The following is a 13,810-nucleotide window of genomic DNA, read 5'->3' as shown; positions in this document are numbered from 1 at the left end:
GTGGACGATGGCTGACACCCCGGACCCGCAGGGCGGCAGATCCGCGAACCGGCAGCTCCAGGTGGAGCGGCACGGCCTCGACGTGATCGGCGGCGCCGAGCGCAAGGGCACCCCGCGCACGCTGTTCTGGCCCTGGTTCGGGGCCAACGTGTCGATTCTCGGGCTGAGTTACGGCGCCTTCGCGCTCGGCTTCGGGATCTCCTTCTGGCAGGCGCTGATCGCCGGAGTGATCGGCATCGTCTTCTCGTTCCTGCTGTGCGGCTTCGTCGCGGTCGCCGGCAAGCGCGGCTCCGCGCCGACCATGGTGCTCAGCCGCGCCGCCTACGGAGTGCGCGGCAACCGTCTGCCGTCGGTGATCTCCTGGCTGCTCACGGTCGGCTGGGAGACCGCGCTGTGCTCCCTGGCGACCATGGCCACCGCGACCGTGTTCGGACGGCTCGGCTGGGGCGGCGGCACCGGGACCGAGATCGTCGCCCTGGTCGTGGTCGCCACGCTCACCGTCGTCGGCGGAGTCATGGGCTACGACGTGATCATGCGGCTCCAGACCCTGATCACCGTCGTGACGGGCGTCCTCACCGTCGTCTACATCGCGCTCGTCGTCGACCACATCCACTGGAGCACCGTCAGCGCCCTCCCGGCGGGCTCCGCACAGGAGTTCATCGGCGCGCTGGTGTTCATGATGACCGGCTTCGGGCTCGGCTGGGTCAACGCCGCCGCCGACTACTCCCGTTATCTGCCGCGTACCTCGTCCGGCCGGGGCGTGGTCGGCTGGACCACCTTCGGCGCCTCGGTGGCACCCCTGCTCCTGCTGGTCTTCGGCCTGCTGCTCGCCGGTTCCTCCACCGACCTCAACACGGCTGTCGCCGCCGACCCGATCGGCGCCCTCACCACGCTCCTGCCCACCTGGTTCCTGGTCCCCTTCGCCGTGGTCGCCGTCCTCGGCCTGGTCGGCGGCGCGGTGCTGGACATCTACTCGTCGGGCCTGGCCCTGCTCTCCGCCGGCCTGCGCGTGCCCCGCTATCTCGCCGCCCTGCTCGACGGCGTCCTGATGATCGCGGGCTCGATCTACATCGTGTTCGTCGCCGACGACTTCCTGGGCCAGTTCATGGGCTTCCTGACCACCCTCGGCGTTCCCATCGCCGCCTGGTGCGGCATCATGCTCGCCGACCTCGCGCTGCGCCGCCGCGACTACGACGAGGGCGACCTCTACCGCCCCCGGGGCCGATACGGCGACGTACCGCTCACCCCGCTGCTGCTCACTCTCTCCGCCACCGCCCTCGGCTGGGGCCTGGTCACCAACGCGGCCGCGAGCTGGCTGGAGTGGCAGGGCTACCTCCTCCAGCCGCTGGGCCTCGGCGGCAAGTCCGGATCCTGGGCCTACGCCAACCTCGGCGTCCTGGCCGCTCTCGCCCTCGGCTTCCTCGGCACCCTGGCCCTCGGCCGCGGCCGGATCCGCGCCCAGGAAGCCGCGGCCCCGAGCCCGTCGGCGGACGAGGGAGCGGTCGCATGAGCACCGGGCTGCTCGCCGTCATCGACATGCAGCGCGTCTTCGCCGACCCCGACAGCCCCTGGGCCACCCCGCGTTTCGCCGAGGCCGCCCACGGCGTACGACGACTGCTCCCGGCGTTCGGCGACCGGGTCACGTTCACCCGCTTCGTGGCCCCGGCCGAACCGGCCGGTGCCTGGCGGGCCTACTACCGGCAGTGGCCCTTCGCGCTCCAGCCGCCGGACGCCGAACTGTGGCGGCTCACCGGCGAGTTCGCCGCCCGGGACGGCCATGTGCTGGACGCGCCGACCTTCGGCAAGTGGGGCCCGGAACTCGCCGACCGCGTCGGTCCCGGGGGCCGTCTCGTCCTGGCCGGAGTGAGCACCGACTGCTGTGTCCTGTCCACCGCCCTGGCCGCGGCCGACGCGGGAGTGGAGGTCCTGGTGGCCTCCGACGCGTGCGCGGGCGCGGACGACCCCTCGCACGCCAAGGCGCTGGAGGTGATGGACCTGTACCGGCCGCTGATCCGGGTGGTGACGGTCGAGGCCCTGACCCGCGGCTGAACCCGGCGCCGGTCCTCAGTCCCTTCCCGTACCCCGGTACAGATCCAGCTCCCCGTCGAGCTCCACCGCCAGGACGGTGGCGTACTCGTCGACGTCCTTCGGCCCGGGCGCCTCGATCCAGGTCACGCCCGGCACGTCGTGCAGTCCGCCCGTCACCCGATGCCCGACCTCGGTTCCCGTGCCCAGGACGGTGACCCGGCGGATCCGGTTGCGCAGGCCGCGGACGGACAGGGTCTCGCGCGGCGGGTCGAAGCACATCAGGTACAGCGTGCGGCGGTCGGCCGAGACGGTGCTCGGGCCGTAGTGGTGCCCGGCCGGCAGCCCGGCGACCGTGCCGTACACGGCCTGCGAGTGCCGTGCGATCCACTCGCCCAGCCCCTCCAGGCGTTCCGCCTGCGCCTCGGGAACGGTGCCGTCCTCCCGAGGGCCGACGTCCAGCAGCAGATTGCCGCCCATGCCGATCGTCTCGGTGAAGTAACGCACCAGCTGGCGCACCGACTTGTGGTTGTGGTCGTCGTGCTGGAAACCCCACGAGTCGTTGACCGTCAGACACAACTCCCAGGGCCCGTCGGGTGCTTGCAGCGGCACACCCTGCTCGGGGGTTGCGTAGTCGCCGTGGCTGAGCATGCGGGCGTTGAGCACCGTGCCGGGGTTGCCGGACAGGATCAGCTCCGCCAGCCTCCCCATCCGCCACTGCTCCTCCGTACGCTCCCACTCCCCGTCGAACCACAGCAGGTCCGGCCGGAACCGCTCCACCAGCTCGCGCACCTGGCCGTCGCGGTAGTCGAGGTAGCGGGCCCAGGCCTCGGGGTCCTCGGTGCCGGGGGCCGCGGCGGAGTAGGGGTTGTCGTCGTCGAGCGAGGGGTGCCGGGTGCTCGCGTAGTCCGGGTGGTTCCAGTCGGAGTGCGAGTAGTAGAGACCGACCTTCAGGCCCCGCTCGCGCAGCGCGTCGGTGTAGCCGGAGATCAGGTCGCGGCCCGCCGGGGTGTGCCGGACGACGTCCAGGTCGCCGTGGGCGGTGTCCCACAGGGCCACGCCGTCGTGGTGGCGGGCCGTGAGCACCGCGTACCGGGCGCCCGCACGGGCGAACAGGTCGGCCCAGGCGCGCGGGTCGTACTGGGAGGCCGTGAAACCGTCCAGCTGGCGCATGTACCGGTCGTGCGGGACCTGCCCGAGGTAGAAGGACCAGGACTCCGGCACGCCGTCGACCGCGTAGACGCCGTAGTGGACGAAGACGCCCAGCTTGGCGTCGCGGAACCAGGGTTGCATCGGCATGGCACCACGCTAGGCGGGAACCTCCCGGCGGTGCGTGGGCGGTGATCACCACTGGTGGTCCGTTTTCACCACGGCCGTCGCCACCGCGCCCGGGGCCGCGCACTTGGCGATATCCGGTCGGTACCAGGAACCGCTTGCCGTGTTCAATCACTCGTATCGCGTCATGAACGGACGGCCCCCCACATCAGGAGGCAGCGTGATCGCCGCTCCCGAACCCGGACTGACCGCGGACGACCTCATCGAACGGGCCGTGGCCCTCAGGCCCGCCCTCCTGGAACGCCAGGCCGAGACCGAACGGCTCACGCACTACCCGAAGGACACCCACGACGACTTCCTGAAGGCCGGTTTCTACCGCATGCTCCAGCCGCGCCGGTACGGCGGCTACGAGGTCGGCCTGCCCGTCTTCTACCGCGTGGTCGTCGAGGTCGCGCGCGGCTGCCCGTCCACCGGCTGGGCCCTGTCGCTGACCGCCGCCCACGTCCTCCAGGTCGCCTCCGTCTTCGAGGAGAAGGCCCAGGACGAGATCTTCGGCACCGACGGCGACTTCCGGGCCGCGTCCACAGCCGCCCCCGTCGGCGTCGCCCGGCCCGACGGCGACGGCCATGTGGTCCTCGACGGCACCTGGCCGTACTCCTCCGGCGCCCCCTACTCGACGCACTACGTCGGCCAGAGCCTCGGCGCCCCCGAGAAGCCCGGCGATCCGCCGGGCGCGCCGGTGCTGTTCGTCGCCCCGCGGTCGGTGTGGACGGTCCTCGACGACTGGCACGGCGTCCTCGGCCTGCGCGGCAGCGGCTCCAACAGCATCCACATGGACCACGCCCGCGTCCCGGCCCACCTGACCCTTGAGGCGAGCCTGCTCGACCTGCCGGTGCAGGGCGGCAGCGTCGGCTCGCGACTGCACGGCAACCCGCTGTACGCGGGGCGCGCGCCGAGCTTCTTCCACGGCGAGCTGGCCGCCATCATGATCGGCACCGCGTACGCCGCCGCCGACGAGTACGCCCGGGTCATCGCCGCCCGCCCCCTGCTCCTGGAACCCGACCGCACCCGCGCCGACCTGCACGACTACCAACGCCACCTCGGCGAGGCGCTGGGCCTGATCGACACCGCCGAGGCGGCGCTGCGGCAGACCGCCGAGGACTGGATGGAGACCTGCCGCCGCAACGTGAGCGGCGAGGCGCCCTTCACCGTCGTGGAGGACAACCGGCTCGCGCTGATGTTCCTCAACGCCGGGCGCATGGCCTGGGACGTCCTCCAGGGCAGCCTGTTCCGCACGGCGGGGTCCCGGTACGCGCGCGACGGCGAGCGGATGCAGCGCTACTTCCGCGACGCGGCGACGTACTGGAGCCACGTCGGCGCGAGCATGGCGGAGCCCCTGTACCGGCGGGTCGGCCGGGACCGCCTGGGCCTGCCCTCCGAGGACGTCCCGCTCATTCCCTAGGGCCCTGGGTGTGCTGTCCCGGCACGTTACCGCCCGCCGAACCTGAACCACCGGTTCCGGATTCGCACGCATGCTCCGTCCGCCTTCGGGTACGCGAGCAGGACCGCGCCCTGGGCGATCTTGCCCCGGGGCGGGCCGCAAGACCGCCGCTACCAGGGGACATCAGCCATGGACACACCCGCGCACGACAACACCGTCACACCGGCCCGGCGGGCGCTGGACGCGCTGGCCCAGAACACCGAGGACACCGCGGCACTGGACACCCTCGCCAGCAGCGAGGTACTCGTCCCGGTGCCCGACGACGCCGGGCAGGAGACGGGCGCCGACCCCACCACGGTGGCGTTGCCCGTGCTGGAGCAGTCGGACGGCGCCGCGGTGGTGCCGGTCTTCACCTCCGAACCGGAGATGGCCGACCTGCTTCCGTACGTCTCCCGCTACCGGCTGGTACCGCTGGGCGCGCTCGCCGCCCAGTGGCCGGCCGACGACCTCTCGCTCACCATCGACGCCAGTTCGGCGCACCCGCTGACGCTCACGTCCGAGGGGGTGCGCACCCTGCTGGCCAGGCCGTAGCGCCGCACGGACCGGGCCCGGCCTGCCGCCGAAGCGGGAGGGGAGCGGCCGGGCCCGCTGGAGAGTGCGGAAACTCTCCCGTTTCCGCACCCGGGTTCCCGCGCGCGGAGACGAGTGGCGCCGACTCCGCTCGTCCCCGGCTGCGATCGCCATGAGCAGACCATAGGGGCGCCGCGACCTCCCGTCGCTCCGGATTGCGCGTCGCATGTCCGCAAAACGCGGGGGATTGGGGCCGGCGGCTCTCATCCGCTACGCAGCGTGCGTGACGGCGACTCACCGAACCGCTCCCGGTAGCGCCGCGCGAAGCGGCCGAGATGCACGAACCCCCACTGGTGCGCCACGGCGGCGACCGTCGTCGACCCCGGAGCCGCCGTGCGCAGTTGCGCCCGCACCCGCTGGAGACGCACCTCGTTGACGTACGCCATCGGGGTCATGCCCACATGGGTGCGGAACGCCTGTTGCAGGGTGCGCAGACTGACCTGGGCGATGGCCGCCAGCCGGGCGGCGTCGTACGGCTCGGTCGGCAGTTCCTGCACGGCGTCCATGACCCGCTTCACCGCGGCCGGGCGCATCCGCGGCGTGGGAGCCTCCAGCTCCTCCCGGTAGGAGTGGCGGGCGGCCAGCCACACCCCCTCCAGCAGGGTCTGCTCGATCCGCCCGCGCACGATCGGGCGGTGCAGCAGCCCGTCGGCGAGTTCGTGTTCCCGCAGGCACCACAGGGCCAGCTGGGCCCAGCTGCGGCCGACGCCCTCGGAGATGTCCACGTAGGGCCCGAAGGACGGCGACCGACGCGGTGGCCCGCCCAGCAGGATCTCCAGCTGGCCGAGCAGCGCCGCCTTGTCGATCTTCACGGTCAGGGCGTGGCAGTCGGCCGACCACGCGTCGATGCGGATGTCTTGTCCGGGGTCGAAGAGGACGGCGTGCCGCGTCGTGGCGATCGACGGCCGCGCCACCCCCTCCTGGACGCTGAAACGGCCTTCCAGCGGTACGGCCAGGTGGTAGACGCCCGGTTCGCCGAACCGCATCCGCATCTCGGTGCCGAAGCTGATGTCGCCCACGGTGAGCGCGCCGAGCTCGACGACCCCCAGCCCCGTGACGAAGTCCCCGGGCCGGCCCGTCACCTCCAGCCGCAGGTCGTAGTAGTGCGCCGCGATGACATCGTGCGCTTCGTCCACCGACCGCGTCGTGTAGCTGCTGAACTCGGCGGGCCGGTCCGAGTCGTCGGCCACGGGGGTGTCAGCTCCCTTCCCGCTCGCTCTCCGTTGAGCATGGCCCCTGGGACGCCGGACATGCCCGGCCGCGGCCGGCCGATTTTCACAGGACCTTGCCGGGATTGAGGATGCCCCGCGGATCGAAGACCTCCTTGAGCCTGCGCTGCAACGAGTGGGCGGCCGGCCCGAGTTCCTCGGCGACCCACTGCCGCTTGAGCACCCCCACGCCGTGCTCGCCGGTGAGGGTGCCACCGAGCCGCAGAGCCAGCGCGAAGATCTCTCCGGCCGCCTCCCACGCGGCCTCCGGCAGCCGGTCGAGCGAGGGGTCCACGACGATGATCGGGTGCAGGTTCCCGTCCGCCGCGTGCGCGAGCGTGAACACGGGCACCTCGTGGCGCGCGGAGATCGCCCGGATCTCCCTGACCGCCTCCGCCAGCCGGGAGCGCGGCACGGCGATGTCCTCGATGAGCGGCCGGCCCAGGCGCTCCAGCGACGGCAGCGCGAGCCGGCGGGCGGCCAGCAGCGCCTCGGCCTCGGCGGGATCCTCCGTGGTCTGCACCGTCGTGGCCAGGGGAGCGAGGAGCCCGGCGACCGCCTTGGCCTCCACCGCGGCGCCCGCCCCGTCGCACTGCACCACCAGCAGCGCCGCTCCCCGCTCCCGCAGCGCCGGGTCGATGGCGTGCAGCACCGGCCCGTCGACGAGCTCGGCCAGCGCGGGCTCGACCCCGGCCCGGGTGATCGCGTACGAGGCCTCGGCAGCCGCCTCGAAGGAGGCGAAGTACGCGGCGATCGTGGCCGTCGCCACCGGGACGGGCCGCAGCCGCAGCGTCGCCGAGGTGATCACCGCGAGAGTGCCCTCCGATCCGGTGAGCAGCGCGGTCAGGTCGTAGCCGGTGACTCCCTTGACGGTACGGCGGCCGGTCCTGACCACCGTCCCGTCGGCGAGGACCGCCTCCAGGCCCAGCACGCTGTCCCGGGTCACCCCGTACTTGGCGCACCGCAGGCCGCCCGCGTTGGTCGCGATGTTCCCGCCGATGGTGGACAGGGCCGCGCTCGCCGGATCCGGCGCGTACCGCAGGCCGTGGGCACCCGCCGCCCGGTCCAACTCGGCGGTGATGACGCCGGGTTCGACGACGGCGAGCTGGTCGTCGGCCGACAGTTCGAGGACGCGGTTCATCCCGGACAGGTCCAGGACCAGGCAGCCGTCGCCCGCCGTGGCCCCGCCCGACAGCCCCGTGCCCGCGCCGCGCGGCACGACCGGCACGCGCAGGGCGTGCGCGTGCCGGAGCGTGACCGTCACGTCCTGCGTTCGCCGGGCGTGCACCACGGCCAGCGGTTCGCCGGTGAGCCGGGTGCCGGAGCGGTCGGTGGCGTGTGCGGTGAGCACGGCCGGGTCGGTGGTCAGCCGGTCGGGTGGCAGATCGCGGGCGAGCAGGCCGAGGAGCCGCGCGGACGCGGTCGTTTCCGGAGCGGCGGTCACGGGTTCAGTGCTTTCGTTCCGACGGCGAGCAGAGAGATGTCCTCCTGGGGTGCGTGCACGGGCGCGCACTGGATGTCCCGGAAATGCCGCTCCAGCGGGTTGCCCCGGTCCAGCCCCGGATTCCCCGACAGCCGTACGGCGAGCTCCACCGCCCGTACGCCGTGCCGGTCGGCCAGCACGCGAGCGCCCAGGGCCTGTTCGGGCGTGTACGAGGTGTCGCCGGCGTCGAGCTTCGCGGAGCCGTCGAACACCAGCTGCTCGGCGGCCGTGAGCAGCACCTCGATCTCCCCGGCCGTACGCCGGAAGCGCTCCGTACGGGCCACCGGGTGTCCCAGGTTGGCGGGCACACGCGCGTGGGCGAAGGTGTGGAAGAACGCCTGCGCGGCGCGGGCTACGCCCAAGTAGAGGGCGGCGAGTGGGAGATGGAGGGCCGCGCCCGCCCGGTTGTCCTGTTCGGCGGCCGGTCCGTACGGGCCGATGCCGATGACGTGCTCGTGCGCCACCTCCACCGCCTGGAACGTCACCTCGTGGCTGCCGCTGGCGCGCAGCCCCAACTGGTCCCAGCGGCCCGTGATCTCGATGCCGGGCGAGCCGCCGGGCACCAGGAACGTGCCCACGCGCGGTTCCGGTTCGTCGGTGCTCGCCCACACCAGGAACCAGTCCAGTCCCTCGGCCCCGGTGACGAACCGCTTGGTGCCGCTGATCTCCCAGCCGTCGGCCGTGGGCCGCGCCCGGGTGGCGGGCAGCCCGCCCCGCGCGGGGGAGCCCAGATCGGGTTCCACGCGCGCGTGGTTGACGAGCACGGGACGCTCGAACGACTCCTTGACCACGCGCGCGTACAGCTCCTCGGGCCAGTGCGGCTCTGCCGCCTGCCGGGCATGCGTGGCCAGCGTCATCGCCGTGATCAGGGCGACGGACGGGTCGGCCCGGCCCAGCGCGTGCAGGATGCGGGCGCTCTCCTCGACCCCGGCTTCCCGGCCGCCGTACCGCCGGCCGATGGTCGCGGTGAGCAGTCCCGCTTCGTGCGCGATCCGGAGGGACTCGGTGGGAAAGGCCGCCGACCGGTCGTACTCGGCGGCGAGTTCGGCGATGGGCTCGGTCACAGGGCCTTCTTCAGGTCGGCGTTCAGTGCGGTGGTCCAGAACGACTTCACGTCCAAGTGATCCTTCAGCGCCCCGAGTTCGGTGAAGGCGTCGGCGACCTTCTGCTGCGAGGCGATCGTGTCGGCGCCGACGGTCCGGGCCTGTGTCGGACGCTGGGCCTGGGCGTCGACAAGGTCCTTCCTCGCCTGGGCGAGGGGTTGGTGGGTGGCGTCGGCGGTGACCTGGGCGAAGCCGTCCTCGTGGCCGTCGCGGACGTAGGCGTACGCCTTGGTGATCCGGGCGATCAGGTCGGCCGCGGCCGCCTTCTGCCCGGAGCTCTCCAGCACGCTGTCCCGCGCGGACCAGAGGAAGTTGCCGGACAGGATGTCCTTGCCCGAGCCGACCGTCGTCGCGCCCTGCTGGTGGGCGGTGATGATCGAGGTGCCGTAGGAGGCGAAGGCGTCGATGCCGCCGCCGTTGAGGGCGGCGAGGCCGTCGTTGGGAAGGAGCGGTGTGGCGTCGACGTCGGACCACTTCAGGCCGGCCCGCTTCAGCAGTTCGTACAGGATGTAGTGGGCGGTGGTGTTCTTGACGTAGCCGATCTTCTTGCCCTTGAGGCCGCCGATGTCGGTCACCTTGGAGCCCTTGGGGACGACGACCTCCTGGTTGAGGGTCGCCCCGCGCTGCACGGCGACTACCTCGAAGTTGGGTTCGCCGTCGGCGGCCGCGAAGATCGGCGGGATCTCGCTGGAGGAGGCGAGGTCGAGGGCTCCGGCGCGGATCGCCTGGAGCTGCTGGTCACCGCCCTGGAACTGGCTCCACTTCACCTGGTAAGGGGTGTCGTCGAGACCGGCGTACTTCAGTACCGCCTCTTCGAGCTTCCAGCCGGTGGCCCCGACCCGGAGGGTGACGGAGGACGAGGATCCGGCCTGTGCCTGGCTCCCGCACGCCGCCGCGAAGGGCAGGAGCAGGACGAGGGCGGCGGCGGACGTGCGCAGGGTGCGGCGGAACAACACGGGATCTCCATCAGGCGGCTTGGGTCGTGGCGCGGTGGGCGAGTTCCTGCCGGACGAGCGGCAGGACGTGCCGGGCGTAGTCGATCGCGTCGTTGAGCGGGTCGTAGCCGCGGACCGACAGCAGGTCGCAGCCGATGTCGACGTAGTCGAGGAGGGCCTTGGCCACCGTCTCGGGGGAGCCGACCAGCGCGGTCGAGGCACCGGCCGCGTTGGTGGCGACCGCCGGTGCGGTCCACAGGCAGCGGTCATGGACCTCGCCGCGCTCGGCGATGTCGAGCAGCCGCTGCGAGCCGACGTTGGCGGGGCGCCCGGAGGTGCGGTAGTGGCGCAGCAGCTCGGTGTTGCGTGCCCGGTCCTTGAGCACGCCCAGCGTGCGGTGCGCCTTCTCCCAGGCCAGCTCGTCGGTGGGCGCGATGATGGGGCGGAACGACACCCAGATACGGGGATCGGGGCGCCCGGCGGCCGCCGCGACCGCGTTCACGGCGGCGATCTGCTCGGCGGTCTCCTTGAGCGGCTCGCCCCACAGCCCGAAGATGTCGCCCTGCTGACCACCGACCCGGTACGCGTCCTGGGAGGAGCCGCCCACCGAGATCGGGACCAGCCCGTTCACCGGCTTCACGTCCGAGTGGTAGCCCTCGAAGCGGAAGTAGGTGCCCTCGTGCGAGACGGGCCCCTCGGCCTGCCACACCTTCCTGAGGATCTGGATGTACTCGTCCGAACGCTCGTACCGCTCGGCCTTGCCGAGGTAGTCGCCCTCGCGGCGCTGCTCCTCGTCGCTGCCTCCGGAGATGATGTGCACGCTCAGCCGGCCGTCACTGATCCGGTCCAGGGTGGCGAGCGCGCGGGCCGCGTGCGTCGGGAAGATCACGCCCGGCCGGTGGGCCAGGATCGGGCGGATCCGCTCGGTGTGGGTGGCCACGAACTGGGCGATCTGGAACGCGTCGGGCGAGGCCGAGTGGTAGGCGACCAGCGTGTGGTCGAAACCGCCGTCGTCCAGGGCGCGGGCGTACCTGCGCAGGTGGTCGACGTCGAGACCGGTACGGCTCGCGGCGGCCGGACCCGATGCCTCCGCGTCCGTGTGGACGGCGCTGATGAACTCGACAGGCATGAGCTGCTCCCGTGGTTACTTGAGGAGGGACGTGTCGGCCGACTTCGCCACGTCGACGTTCGGATCGAGGACGCCGATGCCGTGCATGAGATCGGCCACGCCCTGGACGGTGGTGTTCACGTCGTCGGTGATCGGCAGGGCCTTGCTGTACGCGGCGGAGGCGAGCGTCTTCGCCACCGACGGGTTGGCGCCGTTGCGGGTCTCGATGGCCTGGGCGTAGGCGTCCTGGTGGGTGCTCGTCCACTGAAGGGCCGTACCGAGGCGCTTGAGGAAGTCGGCCAGGGCGGCCTTCTTCGGGGCGTCGGCGAGAGCCTCGTCCGACGCGCCGATGAAGCCGTAGCCGCTGACCCGTCCGTCGGCGCCGTCCACGAGCAGCTTGCCGCCCTGTTCCAGGCCGACGGCCTGGTAGACGCCGAAGGTCGCCCAGGCCTTGATCTTCCCGGAGGTGAACGCGGCCTGCGCGTCGGTCGGCAGCAGGTACTGCACCTTCACGTCCGAGTAGCTGAGGCCGTTCTGCTTGAGCACGTTGGCCAGCAGGTACTCGGAGATGCTGCCCTTCGCCGAGGACACCACGACCTTCTGGCCCTTGAGGTCCCTGACGCTGTCGATGCCGGAGTCCTTGCCGACGACGATGCCGACGTGCCGGCCGTCGTTCTTCAGCGCGGCCACGTTCTTGAACCGCACTCCGCCGCTCAGCGCCTGGAGCGCGGGAAGGTCCGCGGAGTACGTGGTGTCGGCGGCGCCCGCCTGCACGGCCTGGTAGAGCGGGGCGGCGCCTTCGAACTCGGCCCACTTCACCTTGTAGCCGGCGCCTTTCAGGGCGTCCGAGGCGGCGACGATGGTCTGGAGGGTCTTGGCCTGGTCGCCGATCGTGAGCGTGACCGGGCCCTTGCCGGAGGCGTCCGCCGAGGAGTCCGCGCCGCAGGCGGTCAGCGCCAGCAGGGCGGAGAAGCTCAGCGTGGCGGCTGCGAATCGGCGTATCACGAGGCGGTTCCTTCCAGAGTGCGGGTCACGCCGAGCCAGTTCAGGAGGCGGGCGCGCAGGGTGACGAACTCGGGGGCGGTCAGGTCGCGGGGTCGGGGCAGGCCGACGGTGAGGTCGTGGGCGATGCGGCCCTCGTCCATCACCAGGACGCGGTCGGCGAGCAGCAGCGCCTCCTCCACGTCGTGGGTGACCAGGAGGATCGCGCAGCCGTGGCGCTGCCACAGCTCGGCGACCAGCTGCTGCACCCGGCCCCGGGTCAGGGCGTCGAGAGCGCCGAACGGCTCGTCCAGAAGCAGCAGTTCGGGCTCGCGCACCAGGGCGCGGGCCAGAGAGACGCGCTGGGCCTGGCCGCCGGAGAGCGTCTTGGGCCAGACGCCCGCGCGCTCCGCGATGCCGACCTCGTCGAGGGCTTTCTCGGCGAGCCCGCGGTCGGGGCGTCCCGGCAGCCCGAGGACGACGTTGCGCCACACCTTCAGCCAGGGCAGCAGCCGCGGCGACTGGAAGGCGGCACTGCGACGGGCGGGCACCGTGACCTCGCCGCCGATCTCCTCGTCGAGCCCGGCCAGGATCCGCAGCAGCGTCGACTTGCCGCAGCCGCTGTGGCCGAGCAGGGCCACGAACTCGCCCTCGCGGATGTCGAGATCCAGGTCGTGCAACACGGTGTTGCCGTCGAAGGCCCGTGAAAGGCCGCGTATTTCCACGCTGTTGGACATGTCTAGGCCTCGCCCTCGAAGTTGGCGCGCCAGCTCAGCAGCCGGCGCGAGAGGATCCGTACGGCGAAGTCGCAGGCGAGCCCGAGCAGCGCGTACACGACGAGGCAGAGCACGATGACGTCCGTACGGAAGTACTGCTGGGCGTTGCTCATCAGATAGCCGATGCCCGCGTCCGCGTTGATCTGCTCGGCGAAGACCAGCGCCAGCCAGGCGGTGGACAGGGCGTACCGGAGGCCCACCAGCGCGCCGGGCAGGGCGCTCGGCAGGATCACGTACGTGATCAGTCCCAGCCTGCCGAGTCCCATCATCCGTGCGGCCTCGACGAGTTGGGCGTCGGTGGTGCGGATGCCGCCGTAGATGTTGAAGTACAGCGGGTAGGTCACGCCGAGCGCGACCAGTGCGATCTTCGGGGTCTCCTCGATGCCGAACCAGACGATGAACAGGGGGATCAGGCCCACCCAGGGGATCGCCCGGAACATGCCCATCGAGGAGTCGATGACGTCCTCGCCGAGCCGGAACAGGCCGGCCAGCAGGGACAGGGTCAGGGCGACGGACGCGCCGATAAGGAAGCCGATCGCGGCCCGGCGGCCCGATGCCGCGATGGCGTCGGGGAGTTCACCGCTGCGGGTGAGTTCCACGGCCTGCCGTACGACGTCCACGGGGGAGGCCAGCACGGACTCCGGGAGCACGCCGGTGGCCGAGGTGAGGAACCACAGCAGCACCAGGCCCACCGGGCCCGCGGAACGCCGTACGGAACGGGGGACGGTGAGGCGACGACCGGACTTGGCGGTGCCGCGCAGCGTGACACGGCCTGGGGCGGGCGGTCCGGGGGCGGCGGTCTGCTGCGGCAGCACCGCCGGGGCCGGCGTTTTCGTTGTCACGGC

Annotated in this window: 13 protein-coding genes; 4 read left to right on the top strand and 9 right to left on the bottom strand. The window is 72.1% G+C overall.

What is annotated here, in order from left to right; translation table 11 throughout:
• Positions 1-7 precede the first annotated feature (7 nt).
• Positions 8-1,510, top strand: coding sequence for a purine-cytosine permease family protein (locus tag SLINC_RS04470; RefSeq protein WP_067427047.1), 1,503 nt, complete (start codon positions 8-10; stop codon positions 1,508-1,510).
• Positions 1,507-2,049, top strand: coding sequence for a cysteine hydrolase family protein (locus tag SLINC_RS04465; RefSeq protein ID WP_067427044.1), 543 nt, complete (start codon positions 1,507-1,509; stop codon positions 2,047-2,049). The genes SLINC_RS04470 and SLINC_RS04465 overlap by 4 nt, the downstream gene beginning before the upstream one ends.
• A gap of 15 nt (positions 2,050-2,064) precedes the next feature.
• Here SLINC_RS04465 and SLINC_RS04460 read toward each other — a convergent pair whose 3' ends face one another.
• Positions 2,065-3,324: an alpha-L-fucosidase gene (locus SLINC_RS04460; RefSeq protein WP_067427041.1), complete on the bottom strand. Its 1,260-nt coding sequence runs from the start codon at positions 3,322-3,324 to the stop codon at positions 2,065-2,067.
• A 196-nt stretch (positions 3,325-3,520) separates the two neighbouring features.
• On the opposite strand from SLINC_RS04460, the gene SLINC_RS04455 reads away from it, so the two are divergent.
• Together SLINC_RS04455 and SLINC_RS04450 are read left to right on the top strand one after the other, a co-directional pair.
• On the top strand, positions 3,521-4,762 hold the full coding sequence (locus tag SLINC_RS04455; protein WP_067427038.1) for an acyl-CoA dehydrogenase family protein: 1,242 nt from the start codon (positions 3,521-3,523) through the stop codon (positions 4,760-4,762).
• A gap of 168 nt (positions 4,763-4,930) precedes the next feature.
• Positions 4,931-5,332, top strand: a complete 402-nt coding sequence (locus tag SLINC_RS04450; RefSeq protein ID WP_067427035.1) for an SseB family protein — start codon at positions 4,931-4,933, stop codon at positions 5,330-5,332.
• A 242-nt stretch (positions 5,333-5,574) separates the two neighbouring features.
• Here SLINC_RS04450 and SLINC_RS04445 read toward each other — a convergent pair whose 3' ends face one another.
• From SLINC_RS04445 to SLINC_RS04410, 8 genes are all read right to left on the bottom strand, one after another.
• Positions 5,575-6,561, bottom strand: a complete 987-nt coding sequence (locus SLINC_RS04445; protein WP_067427032.1) for an AraC family transcriptional regulator — start codon at positions 6,559-6,561, stop codon at positions 5,575-5,577.
• Between the two features lie 85 nt (positions 6,562-6,646).
• A complete protein-coding gene (locus SLINC_RS04440) occupies positions 6,647-8,023 on the bottom strand; it encodes an FAD-binding oxidoreductase (protein WP_079164401.1) in 1,377 nt (458 codons plus the stop codon).
• Positions 8,020-9,126, bottom strand: coding sequence for an acyl-CoA dehydrogenase family protein (locus SLINC_RS04435; RefSeq protein ID WP_067427029.1), 1,107 nt, complete (start codon positions 9,124-9,126; stop codon positions 8,020-8,022). The genes SLINC_RS04440 and SLINC_RS04435 overlap by 4 nt, the downstream gene beginning before the upstream one ends.
• On the bottom strand, positions 9,123-10,121 hold the full coding sequence (locus tag SLINC_RS04430) for an ABC transporter substrate-binding protein (RefSeq protein WP_067427027.1): 999 nt from the start codon (positions 10,119-10,121) through the stop codon (positions 9,123-9,125). The genes SLINC_RS04435 and SLINC_RS04430 overlap by 4 nt, the downstream gene beginning before the upstream one ends.
• Before the next feature lie 10 nt (positions 10,122-10,131).
• A complete protein-coding gene (locus tag SLINC_RS04425; protein ID WP_067427023.1) occupies positions 10,132-11,229 on the bottom strand; it encodes an LLM class flavin-dependent oxidoreductase in 1,098 nt (365 codons plus the stop codon).
• Between the two features lie 15 nt (positions 11,230-11,244).
• Positions 11,245-12,213, bottom strand: a complete 969-nt coding sequence (locus SLINC_RS04420) for an ABC transporter substrate-binding protein (RefSeq protein WP_067427020.1) — start codon at positions 12,211-12,213, stop codon at positions 11,245-11,247.
• On the bottom strand, positions 12,210-12,926 hold the full coding sequence (locus SLINC_RS04415; RefSeq protein WP_067427017.1) for an ABC transporter ATP-binding protein: 717 nt from the start codon (positions 12,924-12,926) through the stop codon (positions 12,210-12,212). The genes SLINC_RS04420 and SLINC_RS04415 overlap by 4 nt, the downstream gene beginning before the upstream one ends.
• A gap of 2 nt (positions 12,927-12,928) precedes the next feature.
• The gene (locus tag SLINC_RS04410; RefSeq protein WP_079164400.1) at positions 12,929-13,807 is read right to left on the bottom strand and encodes an ABC transporter permease; all 879 of its coding nucleotides are present in this window, start codon (positions 13,805-13,807) and stop codon (positions 12,929-12,931) included.
• Positions 13,808-13,810: the final 3 nt, after the last annotated feature.

Source organism: Streptomyces lincolnensis (assembly GCF_001685355.1).
Taxonomy (GTDB): domain Bacteria; phylum Actinomycetota; class Actinomycetes; order Streptomycetales; family Streptomycetaceae; genus Streptomyces; species Streptomyces lincolnensis.
The sequence above is the reverse complement of the archived record's forward strand: the minus strand, read 5'-3'. Positions and strand labels throughout refer to the sequence as shown.